This is a genomic window from Agrobacterium sp. CG674, from assembly GCF_053521645.1.
Genome location: NZ_JBNWDZ010000005.1, coordinates 65,413 through 86,682 on the forward strand (window position 1 = coordinate 65,413; position 21,270 = coordinate 86,682).

Consider the following 21,270-nt stretch of genomic DNA (forward strand, 5'->3'; position numbering starts at 1 on the left):
CAGTTTCGGCTGGCAGGTTATTTTGGAGTATTTTTCATGAGCGACGATCTATCCAAACGCCGGTTGGGGCGCGGCCTTGCCGCATTGATTGGCGAGATGGACCAGCCTCTGCCTGTTGGTGGAGAGCAGCGTCCCGTGAGCCCGGACCGGATGATTCCGATTGAGTTCATCGCTCGTAGTCCGCGCAATCCCCGTCGTCATTTTGATGAGAATGAGCTTCAGGATCTGGCATCATCGATCCGGCAGCATGGCATCGTACAGCCTGTCGTTGTGAGAACGGTTGAACCCAACCGCTACGAGATTATCGCTGGTGAACGCCGCTGGCGCGCCGCACAGCTGGCGGGCTTCACGGAAGTGCCCGTCATCGTGCGTGACGTTGATGATCGCACGGCCCTAGAACTCGCAATCGTTGAAAATGTTCAGCGCTCGGACCTGAACCCGCTTGAGGAAGCGCTTGGTTACGATCAACTGATTGCCGAGCATGGTTATACGCAGAACGATCTCGGTGAAATCATCGGCAAGAGCCGCAGCCATGTCGCCAACAGTCTGCGCCTTTTAAAGCTGCCGGATGCCGTTCGTGACATGCTGGCTGAGGGTACGCTTTCGGCAGGCCATGCGCGTGCGCTCGTGCCTACATCTGATCCTACCTATCTGGCGCGCAACATCGTTTCGCGTGGCCTATCAGTTCGAGATGCTGAGCGCCTGGCCCAGGCGGACATCAGAGCGCAGCTTGATCCCATGCATTCCCGCAAGCCGGAACATGAAAAGGATTCCGACACGATTGCGTTGGAGCGTACATTGGCTGATGCTCTCGGCCTCGATGTGAAGATCAACCATAAGGGCACCGGCGGACATATCCGCATCAACTACCGCACATTGGAGCAGTTGGAAGCCGTTTGCCGCCTGCTGGAACAGAACTAGGTTCTATTCAGAGTCGCTAGCAATGATCAGGATCGTCGGGGGCGGTGCCCTCGCCGATCAAAAATCTATCGCGCGCCCTTTGATCTCCCAATCCCCAAACCGCACAGGCTCGGCGCCACCACGTCCACCAGTTTCCGGGGGGAGTTCCATCTTTTTCGCCTGCTTACGGCGTTGCTCTGCTTCTGCCAGCGCGCGCTCAGCGGCGGGTGACAGGACTTTGACGACATCATTGTTATTGTCGTGATCGGGCGTATCCATATCTCAGACCTCATGACGCGATATTGAAAAGCGTTTCTTCGTCACCCAGATTATAGAAGTCGTGGGCTTGATAAGCAATTTCACTTTTTGCGGAGATTTTTGATGAACATGATGCGTACTGCCATGTTGTTGGCGTTCATGACAGCCTTGTTCATGGGTCTCGGTTTCCTCATCGGCGGGCGGGGCGGCATGATGATCGCGCTGTTGTTTGCGGCGGGCATGAACCTGTTTTCCTACTGGAATTCAGACAAGATGGTGCTGAAAGCCTATCACGCGCAGGAGATCGACGAGCATAACGCACCGGAATTCTTCTCGATGATCCGTGATCTCTCACACAATGCCAATCTGCCGATGCCGAAAGTCTATGTCTATGACAGCCCACAACCGAACGCCTTCGCAACCGGCCGCAATCCTGAGAATGCCGCGGTTGCAGCATCCACGGGCCTGATGGAGCAATTGACGCCGAACGAGGTTGCTGCGGTTATGGCGCATGAGCTCGCCCATATTCAAAACCGCGACACATTGATCATGACCATAACCGCGACGCTCGCGGGCGCGATTTCGATGCTCGGCAATCTCGCCTTCTTCATGGGCGGCAATCGCGAGAACAACAACCCGCTTGGCTTTATCGGTGTGATCGTTGGTATGATCGTTGCGCCCTTTGCGGCCATGCTGGTGCAGATGGCCATCAGCCGTACCCGCGAATATTCTGCCGACCGTCGCGGTGCGGAAATATGCGGTAACCCCTTGTGGCTGGCATCGGCTTTGCAGAAGATTTCAGGCGCTGCGCAACGCATTCACAACGAGGATGCCGAGCGCAATCCGGCTACAGCGCATATGTTCATCATCAATCCGCTCTCCGGCCAGAAGATGGACAACCTGTTTTCGACCCATCCGAATGCCGAAAACCGGATTGCGGCATTGCAAGCCATGTCACAGGAATTTTCTCGACCATCGACCTATCAGCCTACAAGTGCTAAGCCGGTCCGCAAATCACGCTCCGTCCCGAATATTGGTGGCGGAAAAGAAGACAATAATGAGCGTAAAGGTCCCTGGTCTTGACATCCGATTCCTCTGCCAAACCGGCAAAACATTTTAAACGTCGCCCGTCTGGTAGAAATGTCGACTCATCCGAATTCGATGGTGAGTGGAAGCCCGGTCTTGGTTCGCGCGTCGCTGCGGTAAAAATCCTGTCGGCAGTTCTCGACAAGCAGACCTCCCTTGACGGGATGATGGATGCTGAAAACGGCAATCCTGTCTATCGGGCGCTGAGTGTGGCGGACCGTGCTCTGGTGCGCGCTATCGTCAACACTGCACTTCGCCATCTGCCGCGCATCGAGCATGCGCTTGGCATGCTGCTGGACGGCCCCCTGCCCCAAGGTGCGCGCTCCTTGCACCATGTTCTCGTGGTTGGTGCGGCGCAGATGCTTTATCTCGATGTGCCTGACCATTCGGCGGTCGATCTCGCCGTTGAGCAGGCCCATCGGGACCCACGCAACAAACGTTTCGTGAAACTCGTCAATGCAGTGTTGCGCCGTCTGGGCCGTGAAAAAGACGCGGTGCTCGAGGCCGTCAGCACCATTCCTGTTTTGCCGAAGTGGTTCTATAGCAGGCTTGCCAAGGTTTACGGAGAGGACGCGGCCGCGCGCATGGCGCAAGCCCAGCTCATTCCGTCGGTCATTGATATCACGGTTAAATCTGCGCCTGAACTCTGGGCAGAGAAGCTGAATGGCCAGGTGATGCCAAATGGCACTGTCCGCCTTGGTTCTTTCGAGGGCTCTGTCTCGGCGCTTGAAGGTTTCGATGAGGGCGAATGGTGGGTGCAGGACTTTTCAGCCAGCATGCCCGTGCGCCTGATGGGCGATCTCAAGGGTAAGCGCGTGGCTGACCTGTGTGCTGCCCCCGGTGGCAAGACCGCACAGCTTATTCTGAGCGGCGCATCCGTCATGGCGCTGGATCAGTCTGGCAACCGTTTGAAGCGGCTTCGTGAAAATCTTGGCCGCCTTCAAATGCAGGCGGAACTGGTTGAAACGAATATGTTGAAGTTTCAGCCGACGGAGCTTTTTGACGCTGTTCTGCTGGATGCCCCCTGCTCTTCCACGGGAACTCTGCGCAAGCATCCTGATGTTTGCTGGACCAAGGATGAGAAGGATATCGCCAAGCTTGCCGGTTTGCAGGAGCAGATGTTGCGTCATGCCATAACGCTGGTAAAGCCGGGCGGCATTGTCGTGTTTTCGAACTGCTCGCTTGACCCATCCGAGGGCGAAGAGATGGTCGCCAAGGTTTTGGCCCGTGAAACATCGCTTGAACGGGTGCCTGTCACGGTCGACGCTTTCCCCGGAATGGAGATTGCAGTCAACCCGGATGGTGACCTTCGCACGACGCCCGATATGTTCGGTGGTGTCGATGGCTTCTACGCCACAGTCCTGCGCAGGGTTTGAAGCCTAGTTCTCCCGACAGTCCACACAAGACGCTCCCTTTGAGGCCCTTGCCATATCGCCCTTAGCGATCTGGCAAGGGTTGGAGCCTTGTCGTGACTGCGTCTATTTTGTTAACGGAATATGAAGTTTTCCGTGAAAGATTAAATGATTGTTTCAATGCTGGACAGAACCCCTTGGTCTTCGTGCCAACATAAATCTTCGCGCGGAGGGGAAATACACGTTTGGTAAAATCCCTGAACAGTCGCTTCGGTACAGCAGGCTTATTACTACGCACCCTCAGAACTCATGTGATGATCGAGGTCGCGGTTCTGCGTCTGAAGCTCCTGAAGCTCGCAGACCGTGCGCCTCGCGGCCTTGTGGTAGCGCCCACGGATTTGCGGGCTGCCGACCCATACGTGGCGCAGGAACTTGTGCATGGGCGCATCGCGCTTGGTGGGCGTATTCTGGATACCGGCGGCGCGTCGCCCTTTTCCATGGAAATGCCGTCTCTGGCATTTGAAGAAAGGCTGCATGCTTTCAGCTGGTTGAGGCATGTACGGGTGGCGAAGTCCGAGGAAGCCTGTATCCGTGCACGCATATTGGTTTCCGACTGGATGTCGCAGCACGGGCGCAAAATCAAGGGCGTTGCATGGGCGCCTGAAACAGCGGCGCAGCGGTTGATTGCGTGGCTGTCTCACTCCCCCGTCATTCTTCAGAATGCCGATGCGGGCTTCTATCGCCGCTTTCTACGCAATCTCGGCTATCATGTTGCCTATCTCAACTTCATCGCAAAATACGCGCCGGATGGTGAAATCAGGCTGAAGATTCGCATTGCACTCGCCATCGCCTCCATTGCGCTGCCCAACCGGCCAGCAAGAATGGCGCATATTGGCATGAAGCTTGATCGCGAGTTGGAGCGACAGGTTCGGCCTGACGGTGGGCATGTGTCTCGCAACCCCCGCATCATGTTGGAATTGCTGCTCGATCTGCTGCCGCTTCGGCAGAGCTACATCAATCTGGGCCATGACGTGCCGCCCGGGCTTGTGCCGGCCATAGACCGCATGTTTCCTGCACTTCGCTTCTTCCGCCATCAGGATGGGGATCTGGCGCTCTTCAACGGGTCGACAGTGACGCTTGCGAATGAGCTTGCCTCTGTCCTGCGCTATGATGAAACCTCCGGGCGCCCTTCCCGTGCCTTGCCGGATATTGCCTATCAACGTCTATCGGCGGAAGACACCGTCATCATCGTCGATACCGGTACGCCGCTATCCACGGAACTGTCCCGCGGCGCGCATTGTGGCTGCCTATCTTTTGAAATGTCTTCGGTCCGCAATCGGTTCATCATCAATTCCGGCTTTCCCTCCTATGCCACAATGGATTTCCGGCGGGCCAGCCGATCCACTGCTGCCCATTCCACATTGACGATCGAAGATACGTCCTCCTCGCGTCTGTCCCGTTCCCGCCTTCTTGGGCCTATCATGGTGGCAGGCATTAGCGGGGTTAAGGTTCAACGGGAGGTCGACCCGAACGGAGCGGATACACTGACGGCCTCGCATGATGGCTATCTGAGGGAGTTCGGCTATATTCATGAGCGCGAGCTTTCCCTGGAGGCCCTTGGCAACAGGATCAAAGGGCGGGATCTCGTTCGTTTGGCAGATGAAGACCAGAAACAACCGCCCGCTTTGGTCGAGGCTGTGTCGCGGTTCCACATTCATCCGGCCATCGAGCTTGAACGGCTGGATGATGAGACGGTGCAGATGCGTGCCGCAGACGGAACAAGCTGGGTGTTTTCTGCGCCCGGCCAGCCTGTCACTATTTCTGATGATGTCTTCATGGCGGACGCGTCCGGCATAAGACCGTCGCAACAGCTGGAAATTCGGTTTGAGGTTTCTGGAACCAGAGACATCCGGTGGCTCATTGAGAGAAAGCTTTAGGCGTCCAAGGCTCAGTCGCATCGCTTATCGGTGAAAAATCGGCGTTGATGTTCCGCTTATGCCTGCGTTCTGTTTATTAATGGGCGAAGCTGTGCTAACGCGGCGGCAACCGCCGGAACGAGAGATTTCCGGCCTTTCCTCCACCATGTACGGAGTTGCCCGATGGCCGTCGTTTCCAAGAAGATTCCCGCACCCGATAAGGTCAAGATCCGCACCGCATTGCTGTCGGTCTCGGACAAGACAGATATTGTCGAACTCGCCGGTGCTCTCGTCAAACTTGGCGTGAAGCTTCTGTCAACGGGCGGAACATCCAAGGCGATTGCCGATGCGGGCCTGCCGGTCACAGATGTGTCTGACATTACTAAATTTCCTGAAATCATGGATGGCCGCGTCAAGACGCTGCACCCCAATGTCCATGGCGGTCTTCTGGCGATCCGGGATGATGCGGACCATGTGGACGCCATGAAGCTGCATGGCATCGAAGCCATCGATCTCTCGATCATCAATCTCTATCCATTTGAAGAGGTTCGCGCCAAGGGCGGTGACTATCCAACGACGGTGGAGAATATCGATATTGGTGGCCCGGCCATGATCCGTGCATCGGCCAAGAACCACGCCTATGTGACCGTGATCACTGACCCCAGCGACTATCCAGAGCTGCTGGAAGCATTGCAGGCGGATGATGGGCAGACGAGCTACGCGCTTCGCCAACGCTTTGCCGCCAAGGCCTATGCCCGTACCGCTGCCTATGACGCCGTCATTTCCAACTGGTTTGCCGAGGCTTTGTCCATCGAAGCGCCACACTACCGGGCGATCGGAGGCGTGCTGAAGGAAAAGATGCGTTATGGTGAAAACCCGCACCAGAGCGCTGGCTTTTATCTCACGGGCGACAAGCGTCCGGGTGTTGCCACGGCAAAGCTTTTGCAGGGCAAGCAGCTTTCCTACAACAATATCAACGACACCGATGCGGCTTATGAGCTTGTGGCGGAATTCCTTCCCGAAGCTGCTCCTGCTGTTGCCATCATCAAGCATGCCAACCCCTGCGGTGTGGCAACCGGTGCGACACTGCTGGATGCCTATAAGCGGGCGCTGGCCTGCGACCCTGTCTCGGCCTTTGGCGGCGTGATTGCACTGAACCGGACGCTGGATGCGGAAACGGCTGAGGAGATCATTCAGCTTTTCACCGAAGTCATTATCGCGCCTGACGTGACCGAAGAGGCCCGCCTGATTGTTGCCCGTAAGCCTAATTTGCGGCTTCTGTCTGCCGGTGGTCTGCCGGATGCCCGTGCCCCAGGCATTACCGCAAAGACGGTCTCAGGCGGTCTTCTTGTTCAGAGCCGTGACAATGGCATGGTTGAGGATCTCGACCTCAAGGTTGTGACCAACCGTGCGCCGACGCCACAGGAACTTGAGGACATGAAGTTTGCCTTCAAGATTGCCAAGCATGTGAAATCCAATGCGGTGATTTACGCCAAGGATGGACAGACGGCTGGCATCGGCGCTGGCCAGATGAGCCGTATCGATTCAGCGCGCATTGCAGCGCAGAAGGCGGAAGATGCAGCCAAGGCCATGGGCCTTGCCGAGCCGCTGACCAAGGGTTCAGCCGTGGCGTCTGAAGCGTTCTATCCTTTTGCGGATGGTCTTCTGGCAGCCATTGCGGCTGGTGCGACAGCGGTTATCCAGCCGGGTGGATCGATGCGCGATCAGGACGTGATCGACGCCGCTAATGCCCATGGCGTGACCATGGTGTTTACCGGAATGCGCCACTTCAAGCATTGATAAGAGTGGTTTTGGCGGGTGCTTTGAAAGGACCCGCCAAGCCTTCACTCGGAAGAATGTTTCACGTGAGACACTGTTTAGAGTTTTTGTTTTTCCGCAATTCCGGACGCAAAACCGGTTCCCACTTTTGCTGGAATTGCTCTAGGTAACAGACCCGACCTGCCAGGGCACGAATTCATTGTCGCCATAGTCGTAGATCTCGCTTACCGTCTTATCACCCGACGCCACGGCGATGATGTGCTCAAAAATTCGTTTGCCGGATTCTTCGATGGTCTCCGCGCCGGTGACGATCTCTCCGCAGTTGATATCCATATCCTCCTTCATGTGCTCGTACATTTCGGAGTTGGTGGCGATCTTGATGCAGGGAGAAGGCTTGAAGCCGGAGACGGAGCCGCGGCCGGTGGTGAAACAGATGACATTGCAGCCGCCAGCCACCTGGCCCGTCACGGCCACCGGGTCATAGCCGGGGGTGTCCATGAAGACAAAGCCCTGTTCTGTCACCGTTTCTGCAAATTCATAAACTGCTTTTAACGGCATTGAGCCGCCTTTTGCCACCGCTCCCAAGGATTTCTCAAGGATCGTTGTTAGCCCGCCCAGCTTGTTGCCGTGGGAGGGATTGTTGTTCAGTTCGTCGCCATTGCGGGCGGTATATTCGCGCCACCATTCAATGCGCTGCATCAGCTTTTCAGCGACGGCGGGCGTCACGGCGCGGCGGGTGAGCAGATGTTCCGCACCGTAGATCTCAGGCGTCTCGGCCAGAACCGTCGTGCCACCATTGCGCACGATGAGATCAGAGGCATAGCCCAGCGCAGGATTGGCGGAAATGCCGGAATAGCCATCGGAGCCGCCGCATTCCAGCGCCACCTTCAAGGCTGACAGCGGCTGCTCGGTGCGCTTTGCCGCATTGACCATCGGCAACATGTCCTTGATCTGCGCGATGGCTGCCTCAATTGTTTTGCGCGTGCCGCCATGTTGCTGGATGGTCATGGTGCGAAGGCGCTCGCCCTCTTCCATTTTGTAATGTTCCAGAATGGGCGCGATCTGGTTGGTTTCACAGCCAAGGCCAATCAACAGGATGCCGCCGAAATTGGGATGGCGGGCATAGCCTTGGATTGTACGGATCAGCAGCCGGTAACCTTCAGACTTGGTGTTGATGGCGCAGCCGGTGCTGTGGGTGAGTGCCACGACGCCATCGATATTGTTGAAGCCGTCAAGGCCGCCATCGCGGTTGAAATAGTCGGCTATGTAGCGGGACACGGTGGCGGAACAGTTTACCGATGCGATGACGCCGATGTAGTTGCGGGTGCCGACGCCGCCTGCTCCACGGTCAAAGCCCATGAAGGTGCGGCGCTCTTCCAGCGGCAACATGCCCTTTTCCTCGATATCGACGCTGAACTGGTGGGTGTGTTCAGAGACGACGACGGCGAGATTGTGCAGATGGACGAGGCGGCCTGGCTCGATGTCCTGCGTGGCTACGCCGATGACCTGTCCGTATTTGAGAACCTCTTCCCCGGCTTTGATGGTCCTTAGCGCCACCTTGTGGCCGCGCCCGATCAATTCAAGCGCGGTGAGGTCGCCGCGCCCTGTTACGCCTCCCGGCTGGATGGAGCGACGGGCGACCGCGACATTGTCACGGGCGTTGAGCAAAATGGTGGCTTCAGAGCTATCTGTCACGGGTTCTCCTCCTCAAGAATACCTGCTTTTAGTTTTTAATTCTCAACCCACCGGCGTCTGGAGCTATCCAGATGGCTGTGCATGGCCGACTGCGCCAAGAGTGGATCTTTTGCTTCAAGGGCTGCCAGAATGGCTTCGTGCTCCTGCAGCGCGAAAGTCCAGGTGTCCTTGTCTTCGAACTTGACCCGGAATTGCGCCGACATGGGGCTGTGGCGCTCATCAAACAGGTCTGCGATGAGGCGGGCGAGGACACTATTGCCGGATTGCTCGGCAATCAGCACGTGGAACTGACGGTCCTGATCCAGCGGCTTGCGGCCTGCCTCTATTTCGGCGCGCATGGCCTGAAGGGTGGAGCGCAGGGTTTCCAGAGAGGCATCATCCACCCGGCTGGCTGCCAGAACGATGGTCGTTCCCTCGATGGCGGCGCGGGCCTGCATCAGCTCGGTCGGGCTCTCACCCAGCGATTTGGTGCGGGTGAGCGGTTGAGCAGGCTCGGCCGAAACATAGACACCGGAACCCATGCGGATCTCGACGCTGCCATCGATCTCAAGCGCAATTAGCCCCTCACGCAGGGAAGGACGGGACACGCCTAGCCGCTGCGCCAGTTCGCGCTCCGGCGGCAGGCGTGAGCCCGGCTGAAACTCGCCGCTGTCGATCAATTCGCGGATCTGATCTGCTATCTGCTGATAAAGCCTACGCGGCTCCATGATTTTGGCCTGACCAATATAATGTTTCTGAGCAATTGGCACATTTCTGCCGATTTGGCCTTACCGTACTGCCTCCGCCTCTTGGTGGCAAGGAAATGTTTATTGTGCTGAAAAATATGGATTAATTCGGAATTTCTAAGGATGCTGCGTGCTCTATCCACCTCTGCTACTATGTTGTCTCTAAAATTGGCTTGACCAAAAATAAAATGCGGCCTAACCATTTCGCCAGATTGCAGCGCCCTGGGTGGAGTTAGGGTGCTAAGGGAGGACCATGATGGCGCAGGGCGCATCGCCTGTTCAGGGAGACGATCTGGCTGGTCACGCTGCGCGTGGACAGGGCCAGATCCTGCTCCGTCTGGACAATATCAGCAAGGAATTTCCCGGCGTCAAAGCGCTGAGCGATGTGCGTTTCGACCTTCGCTCTGGCGAAGTGCATGCCGTGTGCGGCGAAAATGGCGCGGGAAAATCGACGCTGATGAAAATCGTCAGCGGCGTCTATCAGCCCACCAGCGGCACGATTTTGCACCGGGGGCAGAAGGTTCAATATTCCTCGCCTCTGGAATCGGAAGCGGCTGGCATCGCGATCATCCATCAGGAGCTGAACCTCGTTCCGCATCTGAGCATCGCTGAAAACATCTATCTCGCTCGCGAGCCTAAAAAGGCATTTCTGGTTGATCGCAAGAAGCTGCTGGCGGACGCCAAGCGCTGTCTTGACCGGCTGGGTGTGGATCTGAACCCGGATCAGCTGGTGCGCGGGCTTTCCGTTGCGCAGTGTCAGATGGTGGAAATTGCCAAGGCGCTGTCGCTCGATGCCGAAGTCCTGATCATGGACGAGCCGACCTCCTCGCTGACCGAGCAGGAAACGCGGTTGCTGTTCAAGGTTATAAGAGACCTGAAAGCGTCTGGCGTCGGTATCGTCTATATTTCCCACCGTCTGGATGAGATGGCCGAAATCGTTGATCGCGTGACGGTGTTGCGTGACGGACGGCATATTTCGACCGATGATTTCAATGCGGTGACCGTTGACGATATCGTCACGCGGATGGTGGGGCGTTCGCTGGAAGAGAAGTTTCCGGAGAGAACGTCCAAGCCGACGGATGAGGTGATTTTCTCCGTCAAAGGCCTGACGCGCACCGGCGTGTTTCACGATATCAGTTTCGAGCTTCGGCGCGGCGAAATACTCGGCTTTGCGGGCCTGATGGGGGCCGGTCGCACAGAAGTGGCTCGCGCCATCTTCGGTGCCGACGCCTATGACGCGGGCACGATCAGTTTTGAAGGGAAGACGCTGTCGATCAAGTCTCCGCAGGATGCGATTGCCAATGGCATCGCCTATCTCTCGGAAGACCGGAAAACCGATGGTCTGGCGATCAAGATGTCGGTGGCGGCCAACACGTCGCTGGCCAATATGGAGGCTGTCTCCAACCGACTCGGCTTGATCGATTTCAAAGCCCATGACGATGTCGCCAAGCGTTATGTCGATCTCCTCAACATTCGCACGCCCTCCATCAAGCAGACGGTGCGGCTTTTGTCCGGCGGAAATCAGCAGAAGATCATTATCGGCAAATGGCTGTTTCGCGAATCACGGGTGCTGTTCTTCGATGAGCCGACACGCGGGATCGATGTCGGTGCGAAATTCGCGATCTACACCATCATGGATGAGCTGGCGGCACGCGGTATCGGCGTCATTCTCATCAGTTCGGAATTGCCGGAAGTGCTGGGGCTGACGGACAGGATTGCCGTATTCCACGAAGGCAGGATTACCGGGATTCTGGACACTGCCAAGACCAATCAGGAAGAAATCATGCGCTATGCCTCTGGCTATCGCAGCGGAGACAAACATGTCGGTTAGTCCAGAAACACCCAAGCGTTTTTCCTTCAGCGACCGGCAGAAGGATATCATCCAGAAGTTTGCCGCTCTTGGAAGTCTGGTGCTGCTGACCATCGTGTTTTCCGCGACCAGCAATGCGTTCTTCACGGTCAACAATGCCATGACGATTGCCTTGCAGGTCACGTCCATCGCGCTTCTGGGCATCGGTGCTACCTGCGTCATCATCACAGGCGGTATCGACCTTTCCGTGGGTTCGGTGTTGGCGCTGGCTGGCGTTGTGGCGGCTCTTGCTGTGAAAGAACTGGGCATGCCGGTGCCGATTGGCATGCTGATCGGCATTCTGACGGGTTCGCTCTGTGGGTTCATCAACGGAATTCTGGTCACGCGCTTCAAGCTTCCGCCCTTCATCGCGACGCTTGGCACCATGCTGATTGCTCGCGGCGTGGCGTTGCAGATCACCGGTGCGCGCGCCGTCTCCGGCCTTGGCGAATCCTTTGGCGAGCTGGGCAATGGCGCCCTCTTTCGTGTCGTCACCATTGGCGATGACGGTTTTCCGAATGTCGTCTTTCCGGGCATCCCCTACCCCGTCATCCTGATGATCGTCATCGCCATCGCAGTCTCTTTCATGCTCAACCGCTCGGTTCTCGGACGGCATATCTACGCGGTCGGCTCCAATGCCGAGGCGGCACGGCTGTCTGGTGTCAACGTTTCGCGCGTCACCAACTTCACCTATGTGCTGTCTGGCACACTGGCTGGTCTGACCGGCTGCGTGCTGATGTCACGGCTTGTGACGGCGCAGCCGAATGAGGGCGTGATGTATGAACTGGATGCCATTGCCAGTGCGGTCATCGGCGGCACATCGCTGATTGGTGGCGTCGGCACCATTTCAGGCACGGCCATTGGCGCCTTCGTCATCGGCATTTTGCGAAACGGCCTCAACATGAACGGCGTTTCGGCCTTCACACAGCAGATTATCATCGGCCTTGTCATTCTGGGTACGGTCTGGATCGACCAGCTTCGCAACCGCCGATGATCGATAAGGGTGCGGACCTTTTTCCGCGGGAAAGCCAGACGGTGACGAGGAGATATCACCTGTCTGGCATATGGAGGAATACATGAAGAAGCTGACACTTACGCTTTTGACATCCGCGATGGCTCTGTGGAGCGTTTCCACGGTGCAGGCGGGCGAAATCGCCGTCATCGTCAAGACCGTCAATTCCACTTTCTGGCAGAATGTTCAGAAGGGTGCGGATGCTGCGATCAAGCAATCCACCGGCAACACGATGACCTTCCAGGGCCCTGCCTCGGAATCGGCTATCGCGGATCAAGTCAACATGGTGGAAAACGCCGTCAACCGTAAGGTTTCTGGCATTGTTCTGGCCCCTTCCGATCCTGACGCGCTGGTTCCAGCGGTCAAGAAAGCATGGGAAGCCCGTATTCCCGTCGTGATCGTTGACTCGCAGCTGGCAAAGGGTGCCGAGCAATATTACCAGTCGTTCCTTGCCACCGATAACAAGAAGGCTGGCGAGCTGGCGGCACAGGCGCTGATCGAGAAGGTTGGCAAGGAAGGCAAGGTCGCCGTCATGTCTTACGTGGCCGGTGCGGGTTCTGAAATTGGCCGCGTGGGTGGCTTTACCGAATATCTGAAGGCCAATTCCAAGCTTGAGATAGTCGGTCCCTATTACTCGCAGTCTCAGATGGCGACCGCGCTGAACCAGACAACCGACGTTTTGGCCGCCAATTCCGACCTCAAGGGCATTTTCGGTGCCAATGAGCCAACCGCTATCGGTGTTGGTCGTGCGCTTGCGCAATCCGGCAAAGCTGGCAAAGTTGTTGCCATCGGTTTCGACGGCAATCAGGACCTTCAGGGCTTTGTGAAGGATGGCACGCTGGCTGGTATCGTCGTTCAGGGCTCCTACCAGATGGGTGAACTGGGTGTTCAGACCGTGTCCAAACTGATTGCCAAGGAAAAGGTCGAGAAGTTCGTCGATACGGGCGTCGTTGTGGTGACGAAGGACAATATCGACAAGCCAGAAGCCAAGAACGTTCTGTATTGATCCTACCAGAGACAATCGAATGGTCGCGGCTTGCTGCGACCATTCACATCCAAGCTGACGATCGAAAGTGTCCGAGATGAAAGTTTCCGATAAACGCAAATTGCCGCAGCGCTCCGTGGAGGTCACTCTGATGGGGCTTGGATGCGCCCAGATGGGTAATCTTTATCGCGTCACGCCTTATGAGGAATCCAAGGGCGCTTTCGATACAGCCTGGGAACATGGTATCCGCTATTTCGATACGGCACCGTTCTACGGCTATACAAGATCCGAGCGTCGGCTGGGCACGATGGTGACCGAGCATGAGCGCGCCGAGTACACGCTGAGCACCAAGGTGGGCCGCGTGATGGTGCCGGATGAGACCGTGGGAGCGGAAGAAGATGCCTATATCGCGCCTTTGCCCTTCCGCCCGGTCTATGACTATTCCCATGACGGTATCATGCGCTCGTTTGAAGCCAGCCAGCAGCGGCTGGGTATTCTGAAGCCGGATATTCTCTATATTCACGATATCGGACCCTTCACCCATGGTGAGAAGCACCAGCATTACTGGGACCAACTGACGACAGGCGGCGGCTTCAAGGCGCTGGCAAAGTTGCGCGACGAGGGATCGACCGGTGCCGTGGGTCTTGGCGTCAATGAATGGGAAGTCGTGAAAAGCGCGATGGAGGTGTTTGACATCGATGTTGCCATGCTTGCCGGGCGCTACACGCTGCTGGAGCAGAGCAGTCTCGATTTCATGAACCTGTGCGCGTCTCGCGGCGTGGGCATAGTCGTTGCTGGCGCCTTCAATTCCGGTATTCTTGCGGGCAACCGCAAATTCAACTATGCGGACGCCCCTGCCGATATTCTGGCGAAGGTCGATGCCTTGCACGATGTGTGTGAGGAGCTTGGCGTATCCCTGCAGGCTGCGGCGCTGCAATTTCCATTGGCCCATGCCGCTTCTGTGACGGTGGTTTCAGGTGCGCGCAATGCGCAGCAACTCGCTTCCAATATCGAGTGGTTCGAGCAAGATATTCCGGCCGAATTCTGGGCTGAACTGCATAGACGCGGGCTGCTTGCGGAAGGCGCACCAGTTCCGGGTAAAAAGAGCTGACCATGCTGATTGATGCCCACCAGCACTTCTGGCTGCTGAAGGACCGCGAAGGTGAGTGGCCGCCCGCGTCAATGGTAGCAATCTACCGGGATTTCATGCCCGACGACCTCATTCCCCTCATGCAGCAAGCGGGCGTTGATGGCACCGTTCTGGTGCAGACCATGGAAACGGCAGATGAGACCGATTTCATGCTGGCATTGGCGGATGCGCATTCCTTCATCGAGGGCGTTGTCGGCTGGGTGGATATGAAGGCGGCGGATGTATCAGGTGAAATCGCCCGCCGTGCCGCCCATCCCGCCTTCAAGGGTGTGCGGCCCATGTTGCAGGATATGGACGACGTAAGCTGGATCGATGATCCCGCAATCGCGCCCGCCGTCGACGCCTTGATCGACAATGGTCTCGTTTTCGATGCGCTGGTGCTACCCAGACATCTGCCGCATCTTTTGAATTTTGCAACGCGCTATCCGGCTCTTCCCATCGTCATTGACCATGGGGCAAAGCCGCTGATTGCCATCGGGCATTATGTGGATTGGCGCAAGGATATGGCGGCGCTGGCTGCCTTGCCGAATGTCTATTGCAAGCTTTCCGGCCTTCTGACCGAGCGCGGTGAACAGAGCCGTGAAGCGGTGCGCCCCTATGCTGAAACCATCCTTGAGCTGTTTGGCGCTGGCAGGGTGATGTTTGGCAGCGACTGGCCGGTTCTGCGGCTGGCGGGTGATTATCAGGGCTGGCTGGATTTTAGTCGAGACATCGTGCCCGCTGCCGACCATGAGGCGGTGTTCGGTCTCAACGCGATGCGTTTTTATTCTCTTTCTGACGGGTGACCCATGCTGGCGATTTTTTGCGATAAACCTGGACTTCTCTCGCCGAAGGAACTGCCAAAGCCCCACCGTGGCGAGGGTGAGGTGCTGATCCGCATCCGTCGCATCGGCGTCTGTGGAACGGACCTGCATATCTTTACCGGCAACCAACCCTATCTTTCCTATCCCCGCATCATGGGTCACGAACTCTCCGGTACGGTTGAGGAGGCGCCTGAAGGCAGCAACCTCCAGGCTGGCGATGTGGTGACCGTCATTCCCTATATCTCCTGCGGGCATTGCAGCGCCTGCCTGAAGGGCAAGAGCAATTGCTGCCGCAACATCGGCGTGCTGGGCGTGCACCGGGATGGCGGCATGGTGGAATATCTGTCAGTGCCCTCCCAATTCGTGCTGAAGGCCGATGGGCTGACGCTTGATCAGGCGGCGATGACGGAGTTTCTGGCCATCGGTGCCCATGCGGTGCGCCGTGGTGCGGTTGAGGCGGGGCAGCAGGTGCTGATCGTTGGGGCCGGACCCATCGGCATGGCCGTCGCTGTTTTTGCTGTCTCAAATGGCGGCGTGGTGACGATGATCGACAGCCGGGAAGACCGGTTGAATTTCGGCAAGGAACAGCTCGGCATTGCCCATAGTGTCACGCTCGGAGACGGCGACAAGGAGCATCTATCGCAGATCACGGGCGGCGATTTCTTCGATGTGGTGTTTGATGCGACAGGCAACCCCAAGGCCATGGAGCGCGGATTTTCCTTTGTCGGGCATGGCGGCTCCTACGTGCTGGTCTCCATTGTGGCCAGCGACATCAGCTTCAACGATCCCGAATTTCACAAGCGTGAAACGACGCTGCTCGGCAGCCGAAACGCCACGCGTGAGGATTTTGACGTTGTTCTGGAAGCCCAGCGTGCGGGCAAGGTGCCTGATGCATTGATTACCCATCGAATGACCTTGAGCGAGGTGCCTGCCCGCTTTGCGGAGCTGACCAACCCCAAGGCGGGCGTCATCAAAGGCATGGTGGAGGTGGCGTGAGCCACCATCTGCAAACAAACGAATTTCATCAAACCCGACCGCGAGTGTGGCCATGACCAAGATTACTGATCTGCGAGTTTTCGATCTGCGCTTTCCGACCTCACAGAGCCTCGATGGTTCGGATGCGATGAACCCGGACCCTGATTATTCGGCTGCCTATGTTATCCTCGACACCGATGACGAGGCCCTCAAGGGCCACGGCCTGACCTTTACCATCGGGCGCGGCAACGACATTTGCTGCATGGCCATCAAGGCGATGCGGCATCTGGTGGTGGGAACGGATCTCTCCACCGTTCTCGACAATCCCGGCCAATATTGGCGGCATCTGACCAGCGACAGCCAGCTTCGCTGGATTGGGCCGGATAAGGGTGCCATGCACTTGGCGACCGGTGCCGTGGTCAACGCTGTCTGGGATTTGCTGGCCAAGCAGGCGGGCAAGCCCGTGTGGCAGCTGGTGGCCGATATGAGCCCGGAGCAGATTGCCGATATTGTTGACTACCGTTATCTGACGGACGTGCTGAGCCGCGAGGATGCGCTTGCGATCCTTCAAAAGGCCGAAGGTGGCAAGGTCGAGCGGGCTGCCATTCTCAAAGCGGACGGATATGCCTGCTATACCACATCGGCAGGCTGGCTGGGCTATGGCGATGAGAAGCTGCGCCGCCTTTGCCAGGAGGCCATCGATGCCGGATTCAACCATGTGAAGATGAAGGTGGGCCGCGATCTTGAAGACGATATTCGCCGCCTCACCATCGCCCGTGAGGTGATCGGCCCGGATCGTTACCTGATGATCGATGCCAATCAGGTCTGGGAGGTGGATCAGGCGATTGAGTGGGTCAACAGATTGGCCTTTGCCAAGCCCTTCTTCATCGAAGAGCCAACCAGTCCCGATGATATTGCAGGCCACCGCAAGATCCGGCAGGCCATTGGTTCGGTGAAAGTTGCGACCGGCGAAATGTGCCAGAACCGTATCATGTTCAAGCAGTTCATTGCCGAAGGTGCGATTGACGTCGTGCAGATCGACAGTTGCCGCATGGGTGGTCTGAACGAAGTGCTGGCCGTGCTACTGATTGCCGCGAAATACGACCTGCCCGTCTGGCCGCATGCCGGTGGCGTAGGGCTGTGCGAATATGTGCAGCATCTGTCGATGATCGACTACCTCGTCATTTCAGGCACCAAGGATGGTCGGGTGATCGAATATGTCGACCATCTGCATGAGCATTTCATCGAGCCCTGCAACATCCAGGACGCCGCCTATATGCCACCAACAATGCCCGGCTTCTCGATTGAAATGAAGCCGGAGTCGATTGCGGCCTATACGTTCAAGGGTTGAAGGCAGACAGGGCCGCTTCCAGTCTTGCCCAATCCGCTTCGTTTGCGGGAAGACCGAGCCGCATGTCGGCAGGTCTTTCCTCAAAGATGCGCGTGAGGATACCGTGCTGCATGAGGTGATTGTGAAGGGAGGGAGCGCTTTCATCGCGGATGAGCGTAAACAGGGACGTGCCGCCTGCGATGGTCAGGCCCTTGTGGCTCAAGAGAGTGTCGAGACGCTCCGAACAGGCGTTTAGCCGGGTCCGCATTGCCTCAGCCCACGGCCTGTCGCCCAAAGCTTCTGACGCGATGTGAAGGGCTGGACCTGAGACGGCCCATGGTCCGAGACGCGCTTCCAGCGCCGCTGCCATATCGGGATGGGTGATGGCGAAGCCAAGACGGACTCCTGCCATGCCGTAAAACTTGCCGAAGGATCTCAATACGATGAGAGCGTCCGATGTGGCGGCGTCAACGATGCTCTCGCCACATCCGGTTTCGATAAAGGCTTCATCGACAACCAGCAGCCCGCCCTTTTTCTGCAGTGTCTCAGCAAGTGCAAGCAGTGCGCTGCGCTCGATCACCCGTCCATCCGGGTTGTTCGGATTAACCACGACAGCGTACTCGCAAGCCGAGAGGTCGGCAAAATCTGCCACTTCGGTCACCGGCAAGCCAGCCATGCGCGCCGTTCTGGCGTGTTCGGCATAGGCGGGTGCCAGCACGGCGGCGCGTCTTGCGCCGCGATCCAGTGCGAGTCCGGCCAGAAGCGGCATCAGCATCTGTGTGCCCGGTGCGGCCACCAGATGGGCTGGCGAGGGTGCGCCGAAGGCTGTTGCAGCGACCTGTTTCAGTGTCTCCAAGGCATGGGGTTCCGGCAGCCGCGCAAAGGCGCTGGCGGGAATGGGGGAATGCGGGTAGGAGTGCGGATTGATCCCGGTGGAAAGATCGATCCACGGTTCGGGCGCCTGCGGAAAAAGCTGGCGTGCCCGACCCAGATTGCCACCGTGGCGGATCGCCGGTTGCACTTTTTCTGGTACACTATCGCCCATGTTCTTCGCTCTCGCTTTCCTGTCCCTGCTGATCGAACGCCTTGTCGGTTATCCCGACTGGCTGTTCAAACGCATCGGCCATCCCGTGACGTGGATTGGTTCGCTTATCGCCCTCCTCGACCGAAAATGGAACCGGGAGGGTGACACATTTTCACGCCGCAAGCTGATGGGTGTTGCGGCGCTCGTCATCTTTCTAGGGCTGACGGTGCTGCTTTCAGGGGCAATGCAGTCGCTTTTCCTCCAGCTTCCACTCGGGCTTCTGATCGTTGCGATCCTTGGTGCGTCGCTTCCGGCGCAAAAAAGTTTGGAGCAGCATGTCGAGGCGGTGGCGGTGGCTCTTGAGCGGGATGGGCTGGATGGCGGTCGCAAGGCAGTGTCGATGATTGTTGGGCGCGATCCTGACAAGATGGATGAGGCGGCGGTCTGCCGTGCGGCCATCGAGAGCCTTGCCGAGAATTTTTCCGATGGCGTTGTTGCGCCCTCGCTGTGGCTTGGGCTTCTGGGGCTTGGCGGCGGTGCGGGTTACAAGGCCATCAATACGGCTGATAGCATGATCGGCCATCGCTCACCGCGCCATGAGGCATTCGGCTGGGCATCTGCGCGGCTGGATGATCTGGTCAACCTGCCCGCGTCCCGACTGACCGGGTTCCTGTTCGTTGGCGCTGCTGTTATTGTGAAGGGGGCCTCACCGCAAAACGCTTTTCGGGCCACTATCAGGGATGCGCATCATCACCGCTCGCCCAATGCCGGATGGCCTGAGGCGGCGATGGCGGGGGCGCTGGGCTTTGCGTTGGCCGGTCCGCGCTCCTATGGCGGGCAGATGATCGAGGCGCGGTTCATGGGCGAAGGCGGGCGGCGGGATCTGACATCCGCTGATATTCGCCGGGCGTTGAAGCTGGCACGCATTGCGGACGCCATGATGCTTGGTTTCTTCGGGGTTCTGGCCTTGGCTATCGCGCTATAGCGATCAGCGCATCGAGATCCAGATGGCGTTCCAGATGTTCCGCCAGCCGGTCGAGAACGGCATCCACCTGCTCTTCATAATCAAGCATTGAGCTTTGCCCGCCCAGCCGCGTCAGCCATGCGCTGCGCTGGTCATCATCGGCAAACAGGCCATGGACATAGGTGCCCAGAACACGGCCACTGGCTGAGATCGCGCCATCGGTGTGGTTGCCGATGGTGGCGAAGGCGCGGGCGGTGTCTTTGCCTTCGCTGACGCCGACATGCATTTCATAGCCGGAGAAGGAAATACCGTCGAAGCTTTGGCCGGTGACGGAGACGAGGCGCTTGTCGTCGGTCAGCACAGTCTCGATATCCAGCAGCCCAAGGCCTTCAGCGGTACGAGGCGCACCTTCGATGCCATTGGGGTCGGCAACCGTGTTTCCCAGCATCTGGTAGCCGCCGCAAAGGCCCAGAACATATCCGCCACGGCGCAGATGCGCCTTGATATCGATATCCAGGCCAGATTTTTTCAAAGTGGCGAGATCCGCAATGGTTGATTTGGAGCCGCAGAGAAGCACCAGCGCGCAATCGCCGGGAATGGCATCGCCCGGTCTGATGCGCAGCAGTTCGACATCCGGCTCGGCCTCCAGCGGATCAAGATCATCGAAATTGGAAATATGTGGCAGGATGGGAACGGCAATGCGGATTTTTGCGTCGGGCTTGCGCTGTCCCGGTGCCATGAGGCCGAGCGCATCTTCGGCGGGCAAGCGGCTGGCATCGGCAAAATGCGGCAGCAGGCCAATGGGCCGCCAGCCGGTCTTGGCTTCGATGATGCGCATGCCCTCATCAAACAGCGAGGGATCACCGCGAAAACGGTTGACGATGAACCCCTCGATCATGGCCGCGTCTTCTTTATCAAGAACCGTCTGGGTGCCGACGATGCTTGCGATGACGCCACCGCGATCAATATCGCCGATGAGGATGACGGGGGCATTGGCGGCGCGGGCAAAGCCCATATTGGCGATGTCGTTGGCGCGCAGATTGACCTCGGATGCGCTCCCCGCACCTTCCACCAGCACAAGGTCGCATTTCGCCTTCAGGTGCTCGAAACTATCAAGCACTCGGGCCATCAGGCCAGCCTTCATATGCTGGTAATCGGCGGCCTTGGCATTGCCGATGACCTTGCCCTGCACAACGACCTGCGCGCCGGTTTCGCTTTGTGGCTTGAGCAGCACCGGGTTCATATGCACGGACAGGGGAACACCTGCGGCACGCGCTTGCAAAGCCTGCGCCCGGCCAATCTCGCCGCCATCGGCGGTGACGGCGGCGTTGTTGGACATGTTTTGCGGCTTGAAGGGCATGACGGAAAGGCCGCGCCTTGTGAAGGCACGGGCCAGCCCTGCCACCATCAAGGATTTGCCAACATCCGAGCCTGTGCCCTGAAACATCAAAACGCGCGCTGCCATAT

General features: G+C 57.8%; 18 protein-coding genes. 13 read left to right on the top strand and 5 right to left on the bottom strand.

Features of this window, described 5'->3' with window-relative positions; all coding sequences use genetic code 11:
• The first annotated feature begins 36 nt into the window (after nucleotides 1-36).
• Nucleotides 37-921, top strand: coding sequence for a ParB/RepB/Spo0J family partition protein (locus tag ACQZ51_RS15200; RefSeq protein WP_192065134.1), 885 nt, complete (start codon nucleotides 37-39; stop codon nucleotides 919-921).
• Between the two features lie 57 nt (nucleotides 922-978).
• Here the strand turns inward: ACQZ51_RS15200 and ACQZ51_RS15205 are convergent, their stop codons facing one another.
• A complete protein-coding gene (locus ACQZ51_RS15205; RefSeq protein WP_448778441.1) occupies nucleotides 979-1,179 on the bottom strand; it encodes a DUF1674 domain-containing protein in 201 nt (66 codons plus the stop codon).
• Nucleotides 1,180-1,281: 102 nt separating this feature from the next.
• Between ACQZ51_RS15205 and htpX the strand changes: the two genes are divergently transcribed.
• The 4 genes from htpX to purH all read left to right on the top strand — a co-directional run bounded on the left by htpX (nucleotide 1,282) and on the right by purH (nucleotide 7,312).
• Complete coding sequence (gene htpX, locus ACQZ51_RS15210) at nucleotides 1,282-2,241, top strand: zinc metalloprotease HtpX (RefSeq protein WP_192065138.1); 960 nt, start codon at nucleotides 1,282-1,284, stop codon at nucleotides 2,239-2,241.
• Complete coding sequence (locus ACQZ51_RS15215; protein WP_448778769.1) at nucleotides 2,232-3,620, top strand: RsmB/NOP family class I SAM-dependent RNA methyltransferase; 1,389 nt, start codon at nucleotides 2,232-2,234, stop codon at nucleotides 3,618-3,620. The genes htpX and ACQZ51_RS15215 overlap by 10 nt, the downstream gene beginning before the upstream one ends.
• Nucleotides 3,621-3,910: 290 nt before the next feature.
• Nucleotides 3,911-5,533: a heparinase II/III family protein gene (locus ACQZ51_RS15220; RefSeq protein ID WP_448778443.1), complete on the top strand. Its 1,623-nt coding sequence runs from the start codon at nucleotides 3,911-3,913 to the stop codon at nucleotides 5,531-5,533.
• A gap of 162 nt (nucleotides 5,534-5,695) precedes the next feature.
• Nucleotides 5,696-7,312, top strand: coding sequence for a bifunctional phosphoribosylaminoimidazolecarboxamide formyltransferase/IMP cyclohydrolase (gene purH, locus ACQZ51_RS15225; protein ID WP_448778445.1), 1,617 nt, complete (start codon nucleotides 5,696-5,698; stop codon nucleotides 7,310-7,312).
• Nucleotides 7,313-7,453: 141 nt separating this feature from the next.
• Here purH and ACQZ51_RS15230 read toward each other — a convergent pair whose 3' ends face one another.
• A complete protein-coding gene (locus tag ACQZ51_RS15230) occupies nucleotides 7,454-8,986 on the bottom strand; it encodes a UxaA family hydrolase (protein WP_448778447.1) in 1,533 nt (510 codons plus the stop codon).
• Nucleotides 8,987-9,021: 35 nt separating this feature from the next.
• Nucleotides 9,022-9,693 carry a FadR/GntR family transcriptional regulator gene (locus tag ACQZ51_RS15235; RefSeq protein WP_448778449.1) on the bottom strand — a complete coding sequence of 224 codons (672 nt, stop codon included), beginning with the start codon at nucleotides 9,691-9,693 and terminating at the stop codon, nucleotides 9,022-9,024.
• A 274-nt stretch (nucleotides 9,694-9,967) separates the two neighbouring features.
• On the opposite strand from ACQZ51_RS15235, the gene ACQZ51_RS15240 reads away from it, so the two are divergent.
• The 7 genes from ACQZ51_RS15240 to ACQZ51_RS15270 all read left to right on the top strand — a co-directional run bounded on the left by ACQZ51_RS15240 (nucleotide 9,968) and on the right by ACQZ51_RS15270 (nucleotide 17,836).
• Nucleotides 9,968-11,542 carry a sugar ABC transporter ATP-binding protein gene (locus tag ACQZ51_RS15240; protein ID WP_448778451.1) on the top strand — a complete coding sequence of 525 codons (1,575 nt, stop codon included), beginning with the start codon at nucleotides 9,968-9,970 and terminating at the stop codon, nucleotides 11,540-11,542.
• Nucleotides 11,532-12,554, top strand: a complete 1,023-nt coding sequence (locus ACQZ51_RS15245; protein ID WP_448778453.1) for an ABC transporter permease — start codon at nucleotides 11,532-11,534, stop codon at nucleotides 12,552-12,554. Before ACQZ51_RS15240 ends, ACQZ51_RS15245 begins: the two co-directional genes overlap by 11 nt.
• 82 nt (nucleotides 12,555-12,636) lie before the next feature.
• Nucleotides 12,637-13,578, top strand: a complete 942-nt coding sequence (locus ACQZ51_RS15250) for a substrate-binding domain-containing protein (protein WP_448778455.1) — start codon at nucleotides 12,637-12,639, stop codon at nucleotides 13,576-13,578.
• A gap of 76 nt (nucleotides 13,579-13,654) precedes the next feature.
• The gene (locus tag ACQZ51_RS15255) at nucleotides 13,655-14,668 is read left to right on the top strand and encodes an aldo/keto reductase (protein ID WP_448778456.1); all 1,014 of its coding nucleotides are present in this window, start codon (nucleotides 13,655-13,657) and stop codon (nucleotides 14,666-14,668) included.
• Between the two features lie 2 nt (nucleotides 14,669-14,670).
• Complete coding sequence (locus tag ACQZ51_RS15260; protein ID WP_448778458.1) at nucleotides 14,671-15,492, top strand: amidohydrolase family protein; 822 nt, start codon at nucleotides 14,671-14,673, stop codon at nucleotides 15,490-15,492.
• A gap of 3 nt (nucleotides 15,493-15,495) precedes the next feature.
• On the top strand, nucleotides 15,496-16,506 hold the full coding sequence (locus ACQZ51_RS15265) for a zinc-binding alcohol dehydrogenase family protein (RefSeq protein ID WP_448778460.1): 1,011 nt from the start codon (nucleotides 15,496-15,498) through the stop codon (nucleotides 16,504-16,506).
• Nucleotides 16,507-16,558: 52 nt separating this feature from the next.
• Nucleotides 16,559-17,836, top strand: coding sequence for an L-fuconate dehydratase (locus ACQZ51_RS15270; RefSeq protein ID WP_448778462.1), 1,278 nt, complete (start codon nucleotides 16,559-16,561; stop codon nucleotides 17,834-17,836).
• On the opposite strand, the gene cobD is transcribed toward ACQZ51_RS15270, so the two are convergent.
• Nucleotides 17,826-18,860 carry a threonine-phosphate decarboxylase CobD gene (gene cobD, locus ACQZ51_RS15275; RefSeq protein ID WP_448778463.1) on the bottom strand — a complete coding sequence of 345 codons (1,035 nt, stop codon included), beginning with the start codon at nucleotides 18,858-18,860 and terminating at the stop codon, nucleotides 17,826-17,828. The genes ACQZ51_RS15270 and cobD overlap by 11 nt on opposite strands.
• Between cobD and cbiB the strand changes: the two genes are divergently transcribed.
• Nucleotides 18,859-19,824 (top strand): adenosylcobinamide-phosphate synthase CbiB, encoded by a 966-nt coding sequence (gene cbiB / locus ACQZ51_RS15280; protein ID WP_448778465.1) that lies wholly within the window; start codon nucleotides 18,859-18,861, stop codon nucleotides 19,822-19,824. The two genes, cobD and cbiB, sit on opposite strands and share 2 nt — an antisense overlap.
• On the opposite strand, the gene ACQZ51_RS15285 is transcribed toward cbiB, so the two are convergent.
• Nucleotides 19,811-21,268 carry a cobyric acid synthase gene (locus ACQZ51_RS15285; protein WP_448778467.1) on the bottom strand — a complete coding sequence of 486 codons (1,458 nt, stop codon included), beginning with the start codon at nucleotides 21,266-21,268 and terminating at the stop codon, nucleotides 19,811-19,813. The two genes, cbiB and ACQZ51_RS15285, sit on opposite strands and share 14 nt — an antisense overlap.
• Between the last annotated feature and the right edge of the window lie 2 nt (nucleotides 21,269-21,270).